The organism is Streptomyces massasporeus (assembly GCF_014648995.1).
In the GTDB taxonomy this organism is placed as follows: domain Bacteria; phylum Actinomycetota; class Actinomycetes; order Streptomycetales; family Streptomycetaceae; genus Streptomyces; species Streptomyces massasporeus.
In genome coordinates, this window is record NZ_BMSE01000017.1 from 71,226 (window position 1) to 91,323 (window position 20,098).

General features: G+C 69.2%; 22 protein-coding genes. 6 read left to right on the forward strand and 16 right to left on the reverse strand.

The genetic code is table 11. The annotated features are described in order from the left end of the window. Positions 1–15 precede the first annotated feature (15 nt). Both IE153_RS30340 and IE153_RS30345 read right to left on the reverse strand, forming a co-directional pair. Positions 16–864 (reverse strand): 3-hydroxyacyl-CoA dehydrogenase family protein, encoded by an 849-nt coding sequence (locus IE153_RS30340; RefSeq protein ID WP_184908649.1) that lies wholly within the window; start codon positions 862–864, stop codon positions 16–18. A gap of 126 nt (positions 865–990) precedes the next feature. After that, entirely contained in the window at positions 991–1,632 is a 642-nt protein-coding gene (locus IE153_RS30345; protein ID WP_189592961.1) for a TetR/AcrR family transcriptional regulator, read from the reverse strand. A 79-nt stretch (positions 1,633–1,711) separates the two neighbouring features. Here IE153_RS30345 and IE153_RS30350 point away from each other — a divergent pair, with 79 nt between their 5' ends. The 3 genes from IE153_RS30350 to IE153_RS30360 are packed head-to-tail and all read left to right on the forward strand — an operon-like array spanning position 1,712 to position 3,856. Continuing rightward, positions 1,712–2,494, forward strand: a complete 783-nt coding sequence (locus tag IE153_RS30350; RefSeq protein ID WP_189592962.1) for an ABC transporter ATP-binding protein — start codon at positions 1,712–1,714, stop codon at positions 2,492–2,494. 26 nt (positions 2,495–2,520) lie between these two features. Then, positions 2,521–3,264, forward strand: a complete 744-nt coding sequence (locus tag IE153_RS30355) for an ABC transporter permease (RefSeq protein WP_189592963.1) — start codon at positions 2,521–2,523, stop codon at positions 3,262–3,264. Between the two features lie 19 nt (positions 3,265–3,283). Beyond that, a complete protein-coding gene (locus IE153_RS30360; protein ID WP_184908653.1) occupies positions 3,284–3,856 on the forward strand; it encodes a cob(I)yrinic acid a,c-diamide adenosyltransferase in 573 nt (190 codons plus the stop codon). Between the two features lie 94 nt (positions 3,857–3,950). Here IE153_RS30360 and IE153_RS30365 read toward each other — a convergent pair whose 3' ends face one another. Further along, positions 3,951–4,139, reverse strand: coding sequence for a DUF5708 family protein (locus IE153_RS30365; RefSeq protein ID WP_189592964.1), 189 nt, complete (start codon positions 4,137–4,139; stop codon positions 3,951–3,953). Beyond that, positions 4,136–4,720 (reverse strand): hypothetical protein, encoded by a 585-nt coding sequence (locus IE153_RS30370; protein ID WP_189592965.1) that lies wholly within the window; start codon positions 4,718–4,720, stop codon positions 4,136–4,138. Before IE153_RS30370 ends, IE153_RS30365 begins: the two co-directional genes overlap by 4 nt. Positions 4,721–4,872: 152 nt before the next feature. On the opposite strand from IE153_RS30370, the gene IE153_RS30375 reads away from it, so the two are divergent. The 3 genes from IE153_RS30375 (at position 4,873) to IE153_RS30385 (ending at position 8,652) form a co-directional block, all read left to right on the forward strand. Continuing rightward, positions 4,873–6,066 (forward strand): sensor histidine kinase, encoded by a 1,194-nt coding sequence (locus IE153_RS30375; protein ID WP_189592966.1) that lies wholly within the window; start codon positions 4,873–4,875, stop codon positions 6,064–6,066. Further along, positions 6,063–6,704, forward strand: a complete 642-nt coding sequence (locus IE153_RS30380; protein WP_189592967.1) for a response regulator — start codon at positions 6,063–6,065, stop codon at positions 6,702–6,704. The genes IE153_RS30375 and IE153_RS30380 overlap by 4 nt, the downstream gene beginning before the upstream one ends. Positions 6,705–6,828: 124 nt before the next feature. Beyond that, entirely contained in the window at positions 6,829–8,652 is a 1,824-nt protein-coding gene (locus IE153_RS30385; RefSeq protein ID WP_189592968.1) for a glycoside hydrolase family 18 chitinase, read from the forward strand. 35 nt (positions 8,653–8,687) lie between these two features. Here the strand turns inward: IE153_RS30385 and IE153_RS30390 are convergent, their stop codons facing one another. From IE153_RS30390 to glyA, 12 genes are all read right to left on the reverse strand, one after another. Further along, positions 8,688–9,134, reverse strand: coding sequence for a DUF2550 domain-containing protein (locus IE153_RS30390; RefSeq protein ID WP_189592969.1), 447 nt, complete (start codon positions 9,132–9,134; stop codon positions 8,688–8,690). Positions 9,135–9,264: 130 nt separating this feature from the next. After that, positions 9,265–9,642 carry a F0F1 ATP synthase subunit epsilon gene (locus tag IE153_RS30395; RefSeq protein ID WP_031104205.1) on the reverse strand — a complete coding sequence of 126 codons (378 nt, stop codon included), beginning with the start codon at positions 9,640–9,642 and terminating at the stop codon, positions 9,265–9,267. Between the two features lie 111 nt (positions 9,643–9,753). Beyond that, entirely contained in the window at positions 9,754–11,190 is a 1,437-nt protein-coding gene (gene atpD, locus IE153_RS30400; RefSeq protein WP_031104204.1) for a F0F1 ATP synthase subunit beta, read from the reverse strand. Continuing rightward, positions 11,191–12,108 carry a F0F1 ATP synthase subunit gamma gene (locus IE153_RS30405; RefSeq protein WP_189592970.1) on the reverse strand — a complete coding sequence of 306 codons (918 nt, stop codon included), beginning with the start codon at positions 12,106–12,108 and terminating at the stop codon, positions 11,191–11,193. 20 nt (positions 12,109–12,128) lie between these two features. Then, the gene (gene atpA, locus IE153_RS30410; RefSeq protein WP_030854219.1) at positions 12,129–13,718 is read right to left on the reverse strand and encodes a F0F1 ATP synthase subunit alpha; all 1,590 of its coding nucleotides are present in this window, start codon (positions 13,716–13,718) and stop codon (positions 12,129–12,131) included. 126 nt (positions 13,719–13,844) lie between these two features. Beyond that, on the reverse strand, positions 13,845–14,660 hold the full coding sequence (locus tag IE153_RS30415; RefSeq protein WP_189592971.1) for a F0F1 ATP synthase subunit delta: 816 nt from the start codon (positions 14,658–14,660) through the stop codon (positions 13,845–13,847). Next, positions 14,657–15,205, reverse strand: a complete 549-nt coding sequence (locus tag IE153_RS30420) for a F0F1 ATP synthase subunit B (RefSeq protein ID WP_097220595.1) — start codon at positions 15,203–15,205, stop codon at positions 14,657–14,659. Before IE153_RS30420 ends, IE153_RS30415 begins: the two co-directional genes overlap by 4 nt. A 44-nt stretch (positions 15,206–15,249) precedes the next feature. Then, positions 15,250–15,480 carry an ATP synthase F0 subunit C gene (gene atpE / locus IE153_RS30425; RefSeq protein ID WP_030049631.1) on the reverse strand — a complete coding sequence of 77 codons (231 nt, stop codon included), beginning with the start codon at positions 15,478–15,480 and terminating at the stop codon, positions 15,250–15,252. A gap of 75 nt (positions 15,481–15,555) precedes the next feature. Next, a complete protein-coding gene (gene atpB / locus IE153_RS30430; RefSeq protein WP_491586110.1) occupies positions 15,556–16,374 on the reverse strand; it encodes a F0F1 ATP synthase subunit A in 819 nt (272 codons plus the stop codon). 225 nt (positions 16,375–16,599) lie between these two features. Next, positions 16,600–17,037, reverse strand: a complete 438-nt coding sequence (locus tag IE153_RS30435; RefSeq protein ID WP_185013181.1) for a Cg1360 family ATP-synthase-associated protein — start codon at positions 17,035–17,037, stop codon at positions 16,600–16,602. Positions 17,038–17,334: 297 nt separating this feature from the next. After that, on the reverse strand, positions 17,335–18,681 hold the full coding sequence (locus tag IE153_RS30440; RefSeq protein ID WP_189592972.1) for an MraY family glycosyltransferase: 1,347 nt from the start codon (positions 18,679–18,681) through the stop codon (positions 17,335–17,337). A gap of 129 nt (positions 18,682–18,810) precedes the next feature. Further along, positions 18,811–20,049 (reverse strand): serine hydroxymethyltransferase, encoded by a 1,239-nt coding sequence (gene glyA, locus IE153_RS30445; RefSeq protein WP_189592973.1) that lies wholly within the window; start codon positions 20,047–20,049, stop codon positions 18,811–18,813. Positions 20,050–20,098: the final 49 nt, after the last annotated feature.

Sequence of the window (20,098 nt, forward strand, 5' to 3'; positions counted from 1 at the left end):
TGGGCATGTGCGGTTTCAGTGCTTGTAGAAGCCCTGCCCGCTCTTGCGTCCGATGTCACCGGCGTCAACCATCCGGCGCATCGACTCGGGAGCCGCGAACTTCTCGTCCTGGGACTCGGTGTAGATGTTGTTCGTGGCGTGCAGCAGGATGTCGACGCCCGTCAGGTCCGCCGTCGCCAGCGGGCCCATGGCGTGACCGAAGCCCAGCTTGCAGGCGAGGTCGATGTCCTCGGCGCTCGCCACGCCCGACTCCTGCAGCTTCGCGGCCTCGACGACCAGGGCGCAGATGAGGCGGGTCGTCACGAACCCGGCGACGTCGCGGTTGACGACGATGCAGGTCTTGCCGACCGACTCGGCGAACTCCCGGGCCGTGGCGAGGGTTTCGTCGCTGGTCTTGTAGCCGCGGACGAGTTCGCACAGCTGCATCATCGGCACCGGCGAGAAGAAGTGCGTGCCGACGACCCGCTCCGGGCGCTCCGTCGCCGCCGCGATCTTGGTGATCGGGATGGCGGAGGTGTTGGAGGCGAGGACCGCGTCGTCCTTCACGATCTTGTCGAGCGCACGGAAGATCTCGTGCTTGACCTCGAGCTTCTCGAAGACGGCCTCGACGACGACGTCCGCGTCGGCCGCGGCGTCCAGGTCGGTGGTCGCGGTGATGCGGGCCAGGGCGGCGTCGGCGTCGTGCGCCTCCAGCTTGCCCTTGGCGACGAACTTGTCGTACGACGCCTTGATGCCGTCGGTGCCCCGCGTCAGTGCCTCGTCGGTGACGTCCCGCAGGACCACCTCCCAGCCCGCCTGTGCGGAGACCTGGGCGATGCCGGATCCCATGAGGCCGGCTCCGATGACGGCGAGCTTCCGTGCCACTGTGCGACTCCCCTGACGCGCTGCTTATGTCTGCTTCTCGGCCGGACACTAGCGCTCGTGAGGGGCTGTGTGACCAGTAAGTAATGCGCGTCACGTCTCACATGACGGACATCACACCAGGAGGGGTCACGCGGCGCCACGTACGGCGTAGTTGAGCACCTTCTCGCCCAACAGCTCCTCGATGTCGTCGAGAACGACGAGCATCTCCCGTGACACTTCGTCCGGGTTGCGCCCCTTGACCATCTCGCGGCCGATCGCGACGAAAAGGGTGCCGTGGACCCAGCAGATCTGACCGGCGATCAGGCCGGGCAATGGGTCGCCGGCGGTGGCGCCGGTCTCCTCGCGGAGGGTCGCCTCCAGGTGGTCCTGGAGCTCCTGCTGCATGCTCCACAGCCGGGAGCGCAGCGGTGGTGCCTCTTCGATGCAGCGCATGAAACGGTCGTAGCCCTCGATGAGGCCCATACGGGGCGAGACGGCCTCGATCTCGGCGCGCAGCTCGCGCAGCACCGCCCGGGTGGCCGACTCCCCCGCGTCCCGGCCGCGCACCCAGCGCGAGAGCCGGTCGACGACGCCCTGGGACCGGTCGAAGAAGAGGTCCTCCTTGGCCGGGAAGTAGTTGTAGACGGTGTTCACGGAGACGTCGGCCGCTTCCGCCACGTCGGCGATCGTCACCGTCACGAACCCGTGCTCCAGGAAGAGCCCGGTGGCGATGTCCGAGATGCGCTGCCTGGTCTCGCGCTTCTTCCGTTCCCTGAGCCCCTCAGCCATGTCCGAATCCTAGCTTCCCTGGGGGCGCTGAAAACTTGGGGTCATTGCAAACTTTAAGAGACTCTGTTTTTCTTGGGTCATGGCAATCATCAGTACGGCCGGGCTGGCCCGTACCTTCCTGACCAAGAACGGCCCCGTGGAGGCCGTGCGCTCGATCGACCTGACCGTCCGCGAGGGCGAGATCCTCGGCTTCCTCGGCCCGAACGGGGCCGGCAAGACGACGACCCTGCGGATGCTGACGACCCTGCTGGCACCGACCGGCGGCGCCGCCACCGTCGCGGGGTGCGACCTGGCGACGGACGCGACCGGGGTGCGGCGGGCCTGCGGCTACGTGGCGCAGTCCGGCGGGGTCGATCCGCAGATCAGCGTGCGGGAGGAACTGGTCACCCAGGGGCGGCTGTACCGGCTGACCAGGGGGCAGGCCGTCGAGCGCGCCGGGGAACTGGCCCGCGACCTGGACCTCACCGGGCTCCTCGACCGCAAGTGCGGCGCGCTCTCCGGCGGTCAGCGGCGGCGGCTGGACATCGCGATGGCGCTCACCCACCGCCCGAAGGTGCTGTTCCTGGACGAGCCGACGACCGGTCTCGACCCCGGCAGCCGTGCCGACCTGTGGGACCTGGTGCGCCGGCTGCGCGACGAGCACGGCACGACGGTGTTCCTGACCACGCACTACCTCGACGAGGCCGACGCCCTCTCCGACCGGCTGGTCGTCGTGGACCACGGCGTGGTCGTCGCCGAGGGCACCCCGAGCGCGCTGAAGCTGCGCCACGGCGGCTCGCTCGACGCCTCGCTCCAGGAGACGTTCCTCGCCATCACAGGCCGCAGCGCCGCGCCGGCCGACCAGACCCCGGTCGCCGTCTAGGACCCAGCTCATTCAGAGGACTCACGATGCTGCTGCACGACACCGCCCTCGTCTACGGGCGCTACCTCCGGCAATCCCTCCGCTCGCGCTTCGCGCTGCTCTTCGGCGTGCTCATGCCGCTGCTGTACCTGCTGTTCTTCGGCCCGCTGCTCACGGACCTGCCGCTCGGCGCGGGAGGCAGCTCCTGGCAGGTGCTCGTCCCCGGTCTGCTGCTCCAACTCGGCCTGTTCGGGGCGTCCTTCGCGGGCTTCTCGATCATCATCGAGAAGGGCCACGGCGTGGTCGAGCGCATGCGCGTCACCCCGGTCAGCCGGCTGGCCCTGCTGCTCGGCCGGGTGCTGCGGGACGCCACGGTGTTCGTCTTCCAGGCCGTGCTGCTGGTGCTGGCCGCGGTGGCGATGGGCCTGCGGGCACCCCTGGCCGGGGTGCTGATCGGCTTCGCCTTCGTCGCCCTGCTCACGCTCTCGCTGGCCGCCCTGTCGTACGCGCTGGCGATGAGGATGGACACCCCGCAGAGCTTCGGCCCGGCGATCAACGCGCTGACCATGCCGTCCATGCTGCTGTCGGGCCTGATGCTGCCGATGACCCTGGGACCGGCCTGGCTGGACGCCCTCTCGCATCTCATGCCGTTCCGCTATCTGGTGGACGCGGTGCGGGACGCGTACGTCGGCGACTACGCCACATCCCACATGCTCTACGGCGCGCTGGTGGCCGCCGGCCTCACGGCGCTGTCCGTGACAGTGGGCACACGCGTGTTCCGAACGGCCTGAGCCTAACTACGCTGGCCACATGGTCAATCTGACGCGCATCTACACCAGGACCGGCGACCAGGGCACCACCGCCCTCGGCGACATGAGCCGGGTCGCCAAGACCGACCTGCGGATCTCCGCGTACGCCGACGCCAACGAGGCGAACGCGGCGATCGGCACGGCCATCGCGCTGGGCGGCCTGGACGAGGAGATCGTCACGGTCCTCACCCGCGTCCAGAACGACCTCTTCGACGTGGGCGCGGACCTGTCGACGCCGGTGGTGGAGAACCCCGAGTTCCCGCCCCTGCGGGTCGAGCAGTTCTACATCGACAAGCTGGAGGCGGACTGCGACCGCTTCCTGGCCGAGGTCGAGAAGCTCCGCTCCTTCATCCTCCCCGGCGGCACCCCCGGCGCGGCCCTGCTCCACCAGGCCTGCACGGTCGTACGCCGGGCCGAACGCTCGACGTGGGCGGCGCTGGAGGTCCACGCCGAGGTGATGAACCCCCTGACGGCGACCTACCTCAACCGCCTGTCCGACCTCCTCTTCATCCTCGCGAGGACGGCGAACAAGGAGGTCGGGGACGTGCTGTGGGTGCCGGGCGGGGAGCGGTAGAAGCGCCCCGGAGGGGGCGCGGGGCTGATTCGATATGCGGCTCCGCCGCGTGGGCGCGACCGGCCACGACGGACCTGCACGCGGCAGGCGGTACTCAGGACCCCCGGCGCGCCGCCTGCCACAGACCCGCCGCGGCGAGCGCACCGCCCACGCACATCAGCACCACCCCCGTCTTCGTGAGGGTCACCAGGGGCACGTCCACGTCACCGGCGAACAGCCACAGCCCCAGGCCCGCCGCGAAGGTGACGATGCCCTCCTGGAGATTCCGGCGCGCGCGGCTCATCGGCGCACCCCTTCCTTCTCCTTCTCCGGTGACACCTCGGACTCCCCCGCGGGAGCCCGCCGCGGCCAGATCGCATAGCTCAGCGCGATCAGGCCGTGGATCCCGGCCGTGCGCCAGGCCACCCAGCGCCAGCTCTCCAGGGAGGTGACGCGGCTCGGGTCGTCGACGTACCAGATGGCCAGCTGGAGCAGCACGGTCGCGACGACGGCGCCGGTCAGCGTGCCCAGCCACACCGCGCCCTCGTGGCGCGCCCGGGCCATGCCGTAGCCCGGGGGCTTGGGCGGGGGCGGGGCGCCGCCGAGCCGGTGGGCCGCGTGGCCGTCGAGCCACTTCACGGTGCGGTGGCCGTGCCCGACGGTGTAGCCGATGTACAGCGCGGCCAAGCCGTGCGTCCAGTTCGGCTCGGCTCCGTTCTTCAGGTCCAGCGCGGTGGCGACCAGCAGGACGACCTCCAGCAGCGGCTCGCACAACAGCAGCGCCAGGCCGGTGCGCGGCATCTTCAGCAGGTAGCGGGTGGCCAGTCCGGCGGCCAGCAGCACCCAGAAGCCGATCTCGCAGGCGGCGATCAAGGCGACGATCACGGTTCGCTCCTCTCGGTCACCCTTCAAGGCTCCCGGTCGGCGCGGCCCGGATCGTCGTCGCCACTGACGAACCCGCGGTACATCGAAAGATGCAGTCGGGGACCCTACGCGGGGATCACGCGATGCGGGTGGCGGCCGTGTTGGATGGTGGCATGGCCGTACGACTCCCCCGCCCACGCCGTTTCGACGTGTACATCGCCCTGGGCAGTCTGCTCGGCGGGCTGCTGCTGTGGGCGCTCGGTCTGGCCACCCGTCCGGCCACCGAGGTGTACGTGCTGCTGCCCGGCCGCTGGCCGGTGCTGCTGCCGCTGTTCGTCATGGCCGGCTGCGAGCTGCTGCGGCGAAGCGCCCCGCGCACCGCCCTGCTGATCGGCACCGCCGCGATCGTCCTGGACGTCCTCACCCAGGGCAACCTGGTCACGATCCTGATGTACACGGACCTGATGTACGCGGCCGTCCTGTACGGCCCGCCCGCCTCGGCCCACCGCATCCCCCGGATCACCGGCCTGCTGGCGGTCGCCGGGACCGTGGTGCCGTTCGCGGTCTGGCGTGAGCCCGAGGCGCTGCTGATCGGCGTGGTCACCGGCATCGTGGCGTTCGGGCCGGCCGCCACCGGACTGATCGTCCGCAATCATCGCGACGCCGCCGTGGCGGCCCGGCTGCGCGCCGAACAGACCGCGCTGCTCGCCGAGATGGACCGCACCCAGGCCGTCACCGCCGAACGGGCCCGGATGGCGCGCGAGCTGCACGACATGGTCGCCAACCACCTGTCCGCGATCGCCATCCACTCCACCGCCGCCCTCTCCCTGGAGGATCCGAAGACCTCCCAGGAGGCTCTGGTGGTCATCCGTGAGAACAGCGTGGCGGGGCTCGCGGAGATGCGGCGGCTGATCGGGATCCTCCGCGACGACAGCGGCGACACCGAGCCCGTCGCCGCGCCCACCCTCGACGGACTGGGCGCCCTGGTCGACAGCGCGCGCACCAACGGCCTGGACGTGACCCTCGAAGCCGGACAGGGCAAGGTTCCGGCGCCGGTCGAGCTCGCCGCCTACCGCATCGTCCAGGAGTCCCTGACGAACGCCCTCAAGCACGCCGGCCCCGGCCGCGTCGCCGTGTCCCTCGGCCGCCGCGACGGCGTGCTGACCGTCCGGATCACCAGTCCCTACGGCGACCGGGACGGGCCGAGCGCCCCCGGCTCGGGGGCCGGTCTCGTCGGCATGCGGGAGCGCGCCGCGTTGCTCGACGGCACCTTCGAGGCGGGCCCCGAGGACTCGCCCGACGGCAAGATCTGGGCGGTACGCGCCACCCTCCCCGTGCACGACACCGTCGAAGGAGACACCGCATGATCCGCGTCCTGGTCGCCGAGGATCAGTCCGCCGTCCGCGCCGGCCTGGTCCTGATCCTGGGCAGCGCGCCCGACATCGAGGTGGTCGGCGAGGCCGCGGACGGCGAGCAGGCGGTGGCGCTGGCCCGGGAGCTGCGGCCGGACCTGGTGCTGATGGACGTTCAGATGCCGCGCCTGGACGGGGTGTCGGCGACCCGGCAGGTCGTCGCGGAGCGGCTCGCCGACGTGCTGGTGCTGACCACCTTCGACCTCGACGAGTACGTCTTCGGGGCGCTGCGGGCGGGCGCGTCCGGTTTCCTGCTGAAGAACACCGAGGCGAGGGAGCTGCTGGAGGCGGTGCGGACGGTCGCGCGCGGGGAGGGGCTGATCGCCCCGGCGGTCACGCGGCGGCTGATCGCGGAGTTCGCCGCGAAGCCGGCCCGCGAGCCGGCGGCCGATCCGGCCGTGCTGGACCGGCTCACCCGGCGCGAACGCGAGGTGCTGGCCTGCCTGGGCGAGGGCCTGTCCAACGCGGGCATCGCGGAGCGGCTGGACATGGCCGAGGCGACCGTGAAGACCCATGTCAGCCGGTTGCTGGGGAAGCTGGAGCTGCGCAGTCGCGTGCAAGCGGCGGTGCTGGCTCAGGAGTTGGGGATCTGAACCGATCCCGGGGCATGGTGGTCCAGACCTATTGACCGGTGGTCCAGACCTTTCTATTCTCACCGCACCATGAGTGGGCGTGAGGCTCAGTCACGCCCCCACAACTCCATCAAGGAGGCGCAGCATGCGCTTCAGACACAGAGCCGCGGCAGGGTTCGCGACCCTGTTGCTCCCGCTGGCCGGCCTCGTCGGCCTGGCGAGCCCGGCCCAGGCCGCGACGTCCGCCACCGCTTCCTACGCCAAGACCCAGGACTGGGGCTCCGGCTTCGAGGGCAAGTGGACGGTGAAGAACACCGGCACCACGGCCCTCAGTTCCTGGACCGTCGAGTGGGACTTCCCCTCCGGTACCTCCGTCACCTCCGCCTGGGACGCCGACGTCACCTCCTCCGGCACCCACTGGACCGCGAAGAACAAGTCCTGGAACGGCACCCTCGCCCCCGGCGCCTCCATCTCCTTCGGCTTCAACGGCAGCGGCACCGGCTCCCCCGCGAACTGCAAGCTCAACGGCGGCAGTTGCGACGGCGGCACCACGGAACCCGGCGACAGCGCGCCGAGCGCCCCGGGCACCCCGACCGCCTCGGACATCACCAACACCTCGGTGAAGCTGTCCTGGTCCGCCGCCACCGACGACAAGGGCGTCAAGAACTACGACGTCCTGCGCGACGGCACCAAGGTCGCGACCGTGACGGGCACCTCGTACACCAACACCGGCCTCACCGCCGGCACCGACTACTCCTACTCCGTCCAGGCCCGTGACACCGCCGACCAGACCGGCCCGGTCAGCGGCGCCGTCCGGGTCCGCACCACCGGCGGCACCACCGAGCCGCCCACCGGCGACAAGGTCAAGCTCGGCTACTTCACCGAGTGGGGCGTCTACGGCCGCAACTACCACGTCAAGAACCTGGTGACCTCGGGCACGGCGTCGAAGATCACCCACATCAACTACGCCTTCGGCAACGTCAAGAACGGGCAGTGCACCGTCGACGACACCTACGCCGCCTACGACAAGGCCTACACGGCCGACCAGTCCGTCAGCGGCACCGCCGACACCTGGGACCAGCCGCTGCGCGGAAACTTCAACCAGCTGCGCCAGCTGAAGGCCAAGTACCCGCACATCAAGGTGCTGTACTCCTTCGGCGGCTGGACCTACTCCGGCGGCTTCGGCCAGGCCGCGGCCAACGCCGCCGCGTTCGCCAAGTCCTGCAAGGCCGTCGTGGAGGACCCGCGCTGGGCCGACGTCTTCGACGGCATCGACATCGACTGGGAGTACCCGAACGCCTGCGGTCTGAGCTGCGACACCTCCGGCCCCGCCGCCTTCAGGAACCTGATGTCGGCGCTGCGCACCGAGTTCGGCCCGAACTACCTCGTCACCGCGGCCATCACCGCCGACGGCTCCTCCGGCGGCAAGATCGACGCGGCCGACTACGGTGGCGCCGCCCAGCACCTCGACTGGTACAACGTGATGACGTACGACTACTTCGGCGCCTTCGACAAGGACGGCCCGACCGCCCCGCACTCCCCGCTCACGTCCTACCCGGGGATCCCGCAGGAGGGCTTCAACTCGGCCGACGCGATCGCCAAGCTGAAGGCGAAGGGCGTCCCCGCGAAGAAGCTGCTGCTCGGTATCGGCTTCTACGGCCGCGGCTGGACCGGCGTCACCCAGTCCGCCCCGGGCGGATCGGCGACCGGCGCGGCTCCGGGCACGTACGAGGCGGGCATCGAGGACTACAAGGTCCTGAAGAACTCCTGCCCGGCCACCGGCACCATCGCCGGCACGGCGTACGCGCACTGTGGCAGCAACTGGTGGTCGTACGACACCCCGGCCACGATCGCGGGCAAGATGAGCTGGGCCAAGAACCAGGGCCTGGGCGGCGCGTTCTTCTGGGAGTTCAGCGGTGACACCGCGAACGGAGAGCTGGCGAACGCCATCGACAGCGGCCTGAAGTAGGCCGGATCAAAGAAAAGTTCGAAGGGTCGTAGACCCTAGGCCACATTGACGCGCTGACCGGGCGGGGCTGCCTCAAGCCACGCGAGGAAACCGGTCAGCGCGTCTTCGCTCATCGCGAGCTCGAGACGCGTGCCCCGGTGCAGACAGGCCAGGATCACATGGTCGGAGAGCAGCGCCAGCTCCTCCTCGCCCTCCGGGACGCGGCGGCCGGCCACCTCGATCGCGGAACGCTCCAGGACGCGGCGCGGACGCGGCGAGTACGAGAAGACGCGATACCACTCGACCCGGTCGCCGTTGTAGCGGGCCACCCCGTACGCCCAGCCCTTGCCGTTGGTGTCACCCTCGGCCGGGGCGTCCCAGCGCAGGCTGGCGTCGAACGTGCCGCCCGACCGCTGGATCAGCCGGCGGCGCAGGCCGAAGACGAACAGGCCCACCACCACGAGGGCCACCACGATTCCGCACACAGTCAGAGCGAGGACCATCGACACCGACCTCCTCGTCTCCTAGGTAACGGAACGTAAAAATCACCCACATCCGCCTCAGCCGCGGCTGGGTCCGGATCTCTCCGGTACCCAGCCGCGGCTGAGTGACGTCATCACACGGCGGACGGGGTCAGCGCGCCGCCGTGGCAGCCCGCAGACGGACGTCCGCGCGGCGCTGGGCGTCCGCGTCGTCCTCCGCCTTCGCGCGCTCGAGCTCCTGCTCCGCGCGCTGGACATCGATCTCGTCCGACAGCTCGGCGACCTCCGCCAGGAGGGAGAGCTTGTCGTCCGCGAACGAGATGAATCCGCCGTGCACAGCGGCGACGACCGTCCCGCCCTCGCTCGTACGGATGGTCACCGGGCCCGACTCCAGCACACCGAGCAGCGGCTGGTGACCGGGCATGACGCCGATGTCGCCGGACGTGGTGCGCGCGACGACCAGGGTGGCCTGGCCGGACCAGACCTCACGGTCGGCCGCGACCAACGCGACGTGCAGCTCAGCAGCCAAGGGTGGCTCCTCGGGTCACCACCCGGCGGGAGTGCCGGGTGTTGGTTACAAGTCTAGTAGGCGTGACAGAGGGGGCGGGACGAACCCCGCCCCCTCCGACGAGCACGGGGCTCAGGAGACGCCGAGCTCCTTGGCGTTGTTCTTCAGGTCCTCGAGACCACCGCACATGAAGAACGCCTGCTCCGGGAAGTGGTCGTACTCGCCGTCGCAGATCGCGTTGAACGCGGCGATCGACTCGTCCAGCGGCACGTCCGAACCGTCCACGCCGGTGAACTGCTTGGCGGCGTGGGTGTTCTGGGACAGGAAGCGCTCCACGCGACGGGCACGGTGGACGACGAGCTTGTCCTCCTCGCCGAGCTCGTCGATACCGAGGATCGCGATGATGTCCTGCAGGTCCTTGTACTTCTGCAGGATGTTCTTCACGCGCATCGCGGCGTTGTAGTGCTCCGCCGTGATGTACCGCGGGTCGAGGATGCGGGACGTCGAGTCCAGCGGGTCCACGGCCGGGTAGATGCCCTTCTCGGAGATCGGACGGGAGAGAACCGTCGTCGCGTCGAGGTGGGCGAAGGTGGTGGCCGGGGCCGGGTCGGTCAGGTCGTCCGCGGGGACGTAGATCGCCTGCATCGAGGTGATCGAGTGACCACGGGTCGAGGTGATGCGCTCCTGGAGGGTGCCCATCTCGTCGGCCAGGTTCGGCTGGTAGCCCACCGCGGAGGGCATACGGCCGAGCAGGGTCGACACCTCGGAACCGGCCTGGGTGAAGCGGAAGATGTTGTCGATGAAGAACAGCACGTCCTGCTTCTGGACGTCACGGAAGTACTCCGCCATCGTCAGGCCGGCCAGGGCCACGCGCAGACGGGTGCCCGGGGGCTCGTCCATCTGGCCGAAGACCAGGGCGGTCTTGTCCAGAACGCCGGACTCTTCCATCTCCGCGATGAGGTCGTTGCCCTCACGGGTGCGCTCGCCGACGCCCGCAAAGACGGAGACGCCCTCGTGGAGGTTGGCGACACGCATGATCATTTCCTGGATCAGCACGGTCTTGCCGACACCGGCACCACCGAACAGACCGATCTTGCCGCCCTTGACGTACGGGGTGAGCAGGTCGACGACCTTCAGGCCCGTCTCGAACATCTCGGTCTTCGACTCGAGCTGGTCGAACGCGGGGGCCTTGCGGTGGATGGACCAGCGCTCGCCCTCGTGGACCTCGTCGCTGTTCAGCACCTCACCGAGGGTGTTGAACACCTTGCCCTTGGTGAAGTCGCCGACGGGGACGGTGATGCCCGCGCCCGTGTCGGTCACCGGGGCCTGGCGGACCAGACCGTCGGTGGGCTGCATGGAGATGGCGCGGACCAGGCCGTCACCCAGGTGCTGGGCGACCTCCAGGGTCAGCGTCTTCTTCTCGCCCGCGAGCGCCGGGTCGGCGACCTCGACGTGAAGGGCGTTGTAGATCTCGGGCATCGCGTCGACGGGGAACTCCACGTCGACGACCGGGCCGATGACCCGCGCGACGCGGCCCGTCGCCGTGGCCGTCTCAACAGTGGTGGTCATTTATCGGTCACTCCCCGCGGTCGCGTCGGCCAGGGCACTGGCGCCACCGACGATCTCGCTGATTTCCTGGGTGATTTCGGCCTGGCGGGCCTGGTTGGCAAGCCGGGTGAGCGTCTCGATGAGCTCTCCGGCGTTGTCGGTGGCCGACTTCATCGCTCGCCGCGTGGCGGCGTGCTTGGAGGCGGCCGACTGGAGCAGCGCGTTGTAGATGCGGCTCTCGACGTAGCGCGGCAGCAGGGCGTCGAGGACGTCCTCCGCCGAGGGCTCGAAGTCGAACAGCGGGAGGATCTCGCCCTTGGGCTTGGCCTCCGCCGCGACCTCGTCGAGGCTGAGCGGCAGCAGCCGCGCCTCGATCGCCGTCTGCGTCATCATCGACACGAACTCGGTGTAGACGATGTGGAGCTCGTCCACGCCGCCCTCGGCCGTCTCCGTCTCGATGGCCTCGATCAGCGGGGCCGCGACCTTCTTGGCGTCCGCGTACGACGGCTCGTCGGTGAAGCCCGTGAACGACTCCGCGATCTTGCGCTCGCGGAAGTTGTAGTGGGCGACACCGCGGCGGCCGACGATGTAGCTGACGACCTCCTTGCCCTCGGCCTCGAGCTGCGCCGTGAGCTTCTCCGCGGCCTTGATGGCGTTGGAGTTGAAGGCGCCGGCCAGCCCGCGGTCGCTCGTGAGGAGCAGGACCGCGGCGCGGGTCGGGTTCTCCGGCTCAGTCGTGAGCGGGTGCTTGGTGTTGGATCCGCCGGCGACCGCCGTGACCGCCCGGGTGAGCTCGGTCGCGTACGGGGTGGAGGCCGCCACCTTGCGCTGCGCCTTGACGACGCGCGAGGCGGCGATCATCTCCATCGCCTTGGTGATCTTCTTGGTCGCGGTGACGGATCGGATGCGACGCTTGTAGACCCGGAGCTGGGCTCCCATGAGTCAGGTCCCTTCCGTCGTCACTTACCGGCAGCCGGGGTGTCCTCGCCGAGCAGCTTGCCGTCGGCGGTCTCGAACTGCTTCTTGAACTCCACGATGGCGTCGGCGACGGCCTGGAGGGTGTCGTCGGACATCTTGCCGCCCTCGCGGATGGAGGTCATCAGGCCCTGCTCCTTGCGGTGCAGGTACTCCAGCAGCTCCTTCTCGAAGCGGCGGATGTCGACGACGGGGACGTCGTCCATCTTGCCGGTGGTGCCGGCCCAGACGGAGACGACCTGGTCCTCGGTGGCCATCGGCTGGTACTGCGCCTGCTTCAGCAGCTCGACCATGCGCTGACCACGCTCCAGCTGCGCCTTGGACGCGGCGTCCAGGTCGGAACCGAAGGCGGCGAACGCCTCCAGCTCACGGAACTGGGCGAGGTCCACGCGCAGACGGCCGGAGACCTGCTTCATCGCCTTGTGCTGGGCGGAACCACCGACGCGGGAGACGGAGATACCGACGTTCAGCGCGGGGCGCTGACCGGCGTTGAACAGGTCCGACTCCAGGAAGCACTGGCCGTCGGTGATGGAGATGACGTTGGTCGGGATGAACGCCGAGACGTCGTTGGCCTTCGTCTCGACGATCGGCAGACCGGTCATCGAGCCGGCACCCATCTCGTCGGAGAGCTTGGCGCAGCGCTCCAGCAGACGGGAGTGCAGGTAGAAGACGTCACCCGGGTAGGCCTCACGGCCCGGCGGGCGGCGCAGCAGCAGCGACACGGCGCGGTAGGCGTCGGCCTGCTTCGACAGGTCGTCGAAGATGATCAGGACGTGCTTGCCCTGGTACATCCAGTGCTGGCCGATGGCCGAACCGGTGTACGGCGCCAGGTACTTGAAGCCGGCCGGGTCGGACGCCGGGGCGGCGACGATGGTCGTGTACTCCAGCGCGCCGGCCTCCTCCAGAGCGCCGCGCACACCGGCGATCGTGGAGCCCTTCTGGCCGATGGCGACGTAGATGCAGCGGACCTGCTTGTTCGGGTCGCCCGTACGCCAGTTGTCGCGCTGGTTGATGATCGTGTCGACGGCCAGGGCGGTCTTGCCGGTCTGGCGGTCACCGATGATCAGCTGACGCTGGCCACGGCCGATCGGAGTCATCGCGTCGACGGCCTTGTAGCCCGTCTCCATCGGCTCGTGCACCGACTTGCGGACCATGACGCCCGGGGCCTGCAGCTCCAGGGCGCGGCGGTCCTCGGTCTCGATCTCGCCGAGGCCGTCGATCGGGTTGCCGAGGGGGTCCACCACGCGGCCGAGGTAGCCCTCGCCCACCGCGACGGAGAGAACCTCACCGGTGCGGGAGACCGGCTGACCCTCCTCGATGCCGCTGAACTCACCGAGGACGACGCAGCCGATCTCGCGCTCCTCGAGGTTGAGGGCGAGACCGAGGCTGCCGTCCTCGAACTTCAGCAGCTCGTTGGCCATGACCGAGGGCAGGCCCTCGACCTTCGCGATGCCGTCACCGGCGAAGGTGACCGTACCGACCTCCTCGCGCGAGGCCGCGTCCGGCTTGTACGCCTGGACGAAGTTCTCCAGCGCGTCCCGGATCTCCTCCGGCCGGATCGTGAGCTCCGCCATCTGGGTTCCCTGCTCTCCTTGTTGGGCCCGAAGTTTCACTTTGGGGGTCTGGGGGCGACCCCCAGGATTCTTCTGCACGGCCCAACCAGGGCCGTCGTAAGTACGTACTGCCTATTGAGTTGCTGCTCAGCCGGCGAGCCGGCGGCTGGCGTCCTCGATGCGGTCCGCGAGGGAGCCGTTGATGACCTCGTCACCGACCTGCACCCGGATACCGCCGAGGACCTCGGGGTCCACGTCCAGGTTGAGGTGCATCCGGCGGCCGTAGAGCTTCGCGAGGGCGTCGCCCAGGCGCTGCTTCTGCGGGTCGCTCAGCGGTACCGCCGAGGTCACGATGGCGACCATGCGGTCCCGGCGTTCGGCGGCGAGCTTGGACAGGGACTCGAGTCCCGTCTCCAGGCTACGTCCCCGCGGCGCGGTCACAAGGCGCGTGACCAGACGCTCGGTGGCCGACTGGGCCCTGCCGCCGAGCAGGCTGCGCAGCAGCTCGCTCTTGGCCGAGGTGGTGGCCTTGCGGTCGGTCAGCGCGGCCCGCAGCTCGGTGCTGCCGGAGACGATCCGGCCGAACCGGAACAGCTCGTCCTCGACGTCGTCGAGCTTGCCGGCCTGCTGCGCGGCGGTGAGGTCGGCGGTGTCGGCCAGCACCTCCAGGGCGTCCACCAGGTCGCGCGACTGCGACCAGCGGGAGCGCACCATGCCGGCCACCAGGTCGGCGGCAGGGCCGCTGACCTGGGTGCCGAGCAGGCGCTGGGCCAGCTCTGCCTTGGCCTCTGCGGCCTGCGCCGGGTCGGTGAGGACCCGACGCAGCGACACCTCGCGGTCGAGCAGCGCGGTGACGGCGGCCAGCTCGTCGGCGAGCGAAGCCGCGTTCACGGACGTCGAGTCCGTCAGCGCGTCGAGACGCTCACGTGCGGCTGCCAGGGCCTCGCGGCTCGCTCCGTTCATCGCCCGGCCTCGGCCTTCTCCTCGAGCTCGTCGAGGAACCGGTCGATCACGCGGCTCTGGCGGGCGTGGTCCTCGAGGGACTCCCCGACGAGCTTGCCGGCCAGGTCGGTGGCGAGCTTGCCGACGTCCTGGCGCAGCGCGGAAGCGGCGGCCTTGCGGTCGGCCTCGATCTGGGAGTGGCCGGCGGCGACGATCTCCTCGCGCTGACGCTGGCCCTCGGCCCGCATCTCGGCGATGAGCGTGGCACCCTGCTCCTGCGCCTCCTGGCGCAGGCGCGCGGCCTCGTGCCGGGCCTCGGCGAGCTGTGCCTTGTACTGCTCAAGGACGCTCTGGGCCTCGACCTTCATGGTCTCGGCCTCTTCGATACCGCCTTCGATCGCCGCGCGGCGCTCCTCCAGAACCTTGTTGATGTTCGGAAGCAGCTTCTTCCAGAAGAAGAAGAACACGATGGCGAAGGCGATGGTGCCGATGAGCAGCTCGGGGCCCGGAGGAATAAGCGGGTTCTGCTTCTCCTCGGCCGCCAGCTGCACCAGGTTGGCGATCACATCAGTGCCTTCCGTTGAAAGGTTTCGATCGTCCCGAACGTCTCTTAGTAGACGAACGGCATGACGATGCCGATGAGGGCGAGCGCCTCACAGAACGCGAAACCGAGGATCTGGTTGGCACGGATCAGACCGGCCGCCTCGGGCTGGCGGGCCAGGGCCTGGGTGCCGTTGCCGAAGATGATGCCGACGCCGACGCCGGGGCCGATGGCGGCAAGGCCGTAACCGATGGAGCCGAGGTTGCCTTCGACGGCGGCGAGGGTCTCAAGGGCAGCCATGCTGAATCTTCCTTCTCTTTCAGGACCGATGGGGGTTGGCCACCGGACGTTCTGGGGGCTGAGAGTGGTGGGGGCTCAGTGATGCTCGGCGAGAGCGCCCTGGACGTATGTGCAGGCGAGGAGTACGAAGACGTACGCCTGGACGGCCTGCACGAAAAGCTCGAAGACGATCATGACCGTGGCCATGACGAAGGAGACACCGGCCGCCGGGATCATCCAGCTGTTCAGCAGGTACCAGGACGCGACGGTGAACATGACCAGCATCAGGTGGCCGGCGAACATGTTGGCGAACAGTCGCACCGCGTGCGTGAACGGGCGGACGAGCAGGTTCGAGAAGAACTCGATGACCATCACGAGCGGCAGCACCGGGCCGAGCGACTTGTCGTAGCCGGTGACGTTCTTGAAGAACCCGACGAAGCCGTGGCGCTTGAAGGTCAGTCCGACCCACGTCACGTACACCACCGCGGCCAGGACGGCCGGGTAGGCGATGATCGACGACACCGGGAACTGCGCGAGCGGGATCACGGACCAGATGTTCATGATCCAGATGAAGAAGAACAGCGAGACCATCAGGGGGACGTACTTCTCGCCCTCCTTCTTGCCGAGGGTCTCGTAGACGATGCCGCGGCGGACGAAGTCGTATCCGGCCTCGCCGACCATCTGCAGCTTGCCCGGCACCACCTTGGCCTTGCCGAAGGCCGCCCAGAAGAAGCCGATGACAACGATGGTGGTGATGATGGCGAGCAGCATCACCTTGTTGAACTCGTACCCCCCGACGGTGCCAATCGGCTTGAAGAGGAACGAGTGCAGGCCCGGAGCCGGAAAACCACACCCGTTGTCGGACATGATCCGACAGCTCCAGTCAAAGGCGAGCTGGGTCTGGTCAGCACTCACCACGGGCTCCTTCGGCGTGACGCATGGGTACGGCAACCTCGTTGTGTCGGCGCGGCACGGAGCCGCGGTTCGGCACGGGACTGGTGTTACGGATGTGGGGGCGGCTGGGGGGCATCTCGCCTCGCGATGGAGCAGGCGTCAGCTCAGATGCCCGCGCCCGCGATGCCGCAGTTGGCACCGGACGATAGCAGGAGATCTCATGCCTCTTTATCCCGGCCCTATCCCTCACGACGAGTGCCCCGACTTTTCGGGCTTCTCGCCCTTCGTCGAATCGGGCTCGACGTAAAGGATCTTGGCCTTCATGTGGGCACGCGTCTGTGCGGCGATCCAAGCGAGGGTGCCGACAACAAGCGTGATGGCAAAGGCCTTGGGGTTGAACAGCGTCGTGTTCTTGAACGCGGCGACGAAGATGAACAGCAGCAGAATCTGCGCCGCGTAGAGCATGAGGCCCATCGCCTGGAACAGGTGCGGAAGCGATTTGGCAGTGCGCTGCAAGACATAGAGGCCGATCCCCATGAAGAGGATCACAATGAGTGTTGCGACGACCGCCCCGATCGCTCCCTTGCCACCGGCGACCACACCACTGACGACGGCGGCAACAGCACCGACGGCGGCCGTGGGGACGGCAGCCTGGGCCAGGATCCGGGCGTCATTGGACGGCATGGCGGCAACTCCGCTTTCGCAGGGGGCAGGGGTGTCGTCATGGACGAGCGTAGTCCCGGGCTGAGTGGAGACCTCACACCAATGGACCGTCGCACTGCGGTCCTTCGGCTCTATCCGGGGGTTCTCGTGAACCGTATCACAAACTATTTGATGCAGTCTTTACCTGAAGGTGTGCGGACTCTCACACATGAGAGTGAACCTGCGCGTCTGAGCGAGAACAGTGCCGACATGTCTGATATTGGGATGCTTCGCACCCCCATCGCAACCCCACGACTTGGCAATGCTCTAGTCAGATTCTTACCTTGTCCCCGCCTTGCGCCGATCGGCCAGACGCGAACGGGGTCCGATGGCGGTCGCCCCGTTGACGCCGGAAACCCCGGACACCACGGGCGTGCGGTTCTCGGCCCCGGCCGCAGCGGGCTGGTCCGCCGTCGACGCCGGGGTGGAGGCCTCGGGTGAGAGGGCCGCGACCGCGCCGCGACGCCGGTAGCGCGGCGGCACGAAGCGCTCCATCCAGCGCGGGGCGCGCGGCGTGAAGCGCGGCAGCAGAAGCAGGAGCAGCCCGATCGCGCTCAGGAACACCACACCCAGCACGATCCACATGGACGCCGAGTTGACCGAGTAGGCGAGCGCGCCGAAGGCGATCAGCGCCGACCAGAAGTACATGATCAGCACCGCGCGGCTGTGCGAGTGGCCGATCTCCAGGAGCCGGTGGTGCAGGTGGCCGCGGTCGGCGGCGAACGGGGACTGGCCCCGCCAGGTGCGGCGCACGATCGCCAGGATGAGGTCGGCGGCCGGCACCGCGATGATCGTCAGCGGCAGCAGCAGCGGGATGTAGACGGGGACCGTCTGGTGCACGGCCTCCTTCTCGGACCCCACGTACAGGTTGAGCGCGTCCGGGTCGACCTGGCCCGTGACGGAGATCGCGCCGGCGGCCAGGACCAGGCCGATCAGCATCGAGCCCGAGTCGCCCATGAAGATCCGCGCCGGGTGCATGTTGTGCGGCAGGAAGCCCAGGCACATACCCATCAGGATCGCCGAGAAGAGAGTGGCCGGAGCGGCGGCCTCGATGCCGTACGAGTACCAGATGCGGTAGGCGTACAGGAAGAACGCCGTGGCCGCGATGCAGACCATGCCCGCCGCGAGGCCGTCCAGGCCGTCGACGAAGTTGACCGCGTTGATGGTGATGACGACCAGCGCGACCGTGAGCAGGGTGCCCTGCCACTGGGTGAGCGCGACCGAGCCGACGCCCGGGACCGGCAGCCACAGGATCGTCAGACCTTGCACGACCATCACGCCCGCGGCGATCATCTGGCCGCCCAGCTTGATCAGGGCGTCGATCTCGAACTTGTCGTCCAGCACCCCGATCAACCAGATCAGGGCCGCTCCGGACAGCAGCGCCCGGGGTTCGTTCGACGTCTCGAAGACCTGGTTGAGGTTGGTCAGGTGGTCGGCGACCAGCAGGCCCGCGCACAGACCGAAGAACATCGCGATACCGCCGAGGCGCGGAGTGGGCTCCCGGTGCACGTCACGTGCCCGGATCTCCGGCATCGCTCCGGCCACGATCGCGAACTTCCGTACCGGCCCTGTCAGCAGATACGTCACCGCGGCCGTGATGCAGAGCGTCAGGAGGTATTCACGCACGGGCTTCCCCACAGGTCTCGCTGGCCATCTCAGCCCCACACCCTAGCGATGCGCGCATATGAGTGGGGACTTCCGGGTAGCGACGATGGTTGCACGAGTGGCTGTGCACCCTGATGCGCTTACCCCGACTCAAGCGGGATACGGCGGAAATCGACCGGCCAGCTCCCGAACATCTTCACGGGCTCTCGAGGTCTCCGTCACGCCCCGCAGCACCCCGGTGAGCAGCTCGGCGATCCGGACCATCTCCGCCTCGCCCATGCCCTGCGTGGTGATCGCGGCCGTGCCGAGCCTGAGTCCCCGGGCGTCGCCGTGCGGCAGCGCACAACAGTCCATGACCAGGCCCGCCGCGGCCAGACGGCCCCGGGCGGTGCGTCCGTCGACGCCGAGCGGCGCCGGGTCGGCGGTGATCAGATGGGTGTCCGTGCCGCCCGTGGTGACGACCATGCCCGCCGCGGCCAGCCGGGCCGCCAGAACCCGCGCGTTCGCCACCACCTGATGGGCGTACGCGGCGAACGCCGGTGTTGCCGCCTCCCCGAACGCGACCGCCTTGGCGGCGATGGTGTGCATCTGCGCACCACCCTGTGTGAAAGGGAACACGGCCCGGTCGACCCGCTCGGCGAGCTCCGCGCGGCACAGGATCATGCCGCCGCGCGGGCCCCGCAGCACCTTGTGGGTGGTCCCACAGACGATGTCCGCGTACGGCACCGGATTCGGGGCCGCTCCCCCGGCGACGAGGCCGAGGGGGTGCGCGGCGTCCGCGATGAGGTACGCGCCCACCTCGTCGGCGACCTCGCGGAAGAACGCGTAGTCGATGTGCCGGGGGTAGGCGATCGAGCCGCACACGATCGCCTTGGGCCGGCGCGTGCGGGCCAGCGTGCGCACCTGCTCGTGGTCGATGAACCCGGACTCGGCCTCCACGCCGTATCCGACGAAGTCGAACCAGCGGCCGGAGAAGTTGGCGGGCGAACCGTGCGTGAGGTGCCCGCCGTGGGGCAGGCCGAGCGCGAGGACGGTGTCGCCGGGGCGGAGCAGGGCGGCGTAGGCGGCGAGCACCGCCGAAGAGCCCGAATGCGCCTGGACGTTGGCGTGGTCGGCGCCGAACAGTGCCGTGGCCCGGTCGACCGCGACGCGTTCGGCGACGTCGACGATCTCGCAGCCGCCGTGGTGCCGCGCCCCCGGGTAGCCCTCGGCGTACTTGTTGGCGAGGGGGGACCCGAGCGCGGCCAGCACGGCCGGGGACGTGAAGTTCTCGGCGGCGATCAGCTGGAGCGTCGTCGACTGCCGCTCCCGCTCCCCGAGCAGGATGTCGGCGAGCTCGGGGTCCTGGCGGCGCAGGACGTCGGCCTCGATGGCAGGGGTGACCGTCATGGTGGGCTCCGGGCGTCGACGGTGACACGTACGACCAATGTAGGCCCGG

What these genes read in the sequence shown, in the direction of transcription:
- atpE (WP_030049631.1), bottom strand. Translation starts at nt 15,480, where the DNA reads ATGGCTGCCCTTGAGACCCTCGCCGCCGTCGAAGGCAACCTCGGCTCC.
- IE153_RS30345 (WP_189592961.1), bottom strand. Translation starts at nt 1,632, where the DNA reads ATGGCTGAGGGGCTCAGGGAACGGAAGAAGCGCGAGACCAGGCAGCGC.
- atpD (WP_031104204.1), bottom strand. Translation starts at nt 11,190, where the DNA reads ATGACCACCACTGTTGAGACGGCCACGGCGACGGGCCGCGTCGCGCGG.
- IE153_RS30375 (WP_189592966.1), top strand. Translation starts at nt 4,873, where the DNA reads ATGGCCGTACGACTCCCCCGCCCACGCCGTTTCGACGTGTACATCGCC.
- IE153_RS30390 (WP_189592969.1), bottom strand. Translation starts at nt 9,134, where the DNA reads ATGGTCCTCGCTCTGACTGTGTGCGGAATCGTGGTGGCCCTCGTGGTG.
- IE153_RS30360 (WP_184908653.1), top strand. Translation starts at nt 3,284, where the DNA reads ATGGTCAATCTGACGCGCATCTACACCAGGACCGGCGACCAGGGCACC.
- IE153_RS30380 (WP_189592967.1), top strand. Translation starts at nt 6,063, where the DNA reads ATGATCCGCGTCCTGGTCGCCGAGGATCAGTCCGCCGTCCGCGCCGGC.
- IE153_RS30415 (WP_189592971.1), bottom strand. Translation starts at nt 14,660, where the DNA reads ATGAACGGAGCGAGCCGCGAGGCCCTGGCAGCCGCACGTGAGCGTCTC.
- atpA (WP_030854219.1), bottom strand. Translation starts at nt 13,718, where the DNA reads ATGGCGGAGCTCACGATCCGGCCGGAGGAGATCCGGGACGCGCTGGAG.
- IE153_RS30355 (WP_189592963.1), top strand. Translation starts at nt 2,521, where the DNA reads ATGCTGCTGCACGACACCGCCCTCGTCTACGGGCGCTACCTCCGGCAA.
- IE153_RS30435 (WP_185013181.1), bottom strand. Translation starts at nt 17,037, where the DNA reads ATGCCGTCCAATGACGCCCGGATCCTGGCCCAGGCTGCCGTCCCCACG.
- IE153_RS30350 (WP_189592962.1), top strand. Translation starts at nt 1,712, where the DNA reads ATGGCAATCATCAGTACGGCCGGGCTGGCCCGTACCTTCCTGACCAAG.
- IE153_RS30385 (WP_189592968.1), top strand. Translation starts at nt 6,829, where the DNA reads ATGCGCTTCAGACACAGAGCCGCGGCAGGGTTCGCGACCCTGTTGCTC.
- IE153_RS30365 (WP_189592964.1), bottom strand. Translation starts at nt 4,139, where the DNA reads ATGAGCCGCGCGCGCCGGAATCTCCAGGAGGGCATCGTCACCTTCGCG.
- IE153_RS30405 (WP_189592970.1), bottom strand. Translation starts at nt 12,108, where the DNA reads ATGGGAGCCCAGCTCCGGGTCTACAAGCGTCGCATCCGATCCGTCACC.
- glyA (WP_189592973.1), bottom strand. Translation starts at nt 20,049, where the DNA reads ATGACGGTCACCCCTGCCATCGAGGCCGACGTCCTGCGCCGCCAGGAC.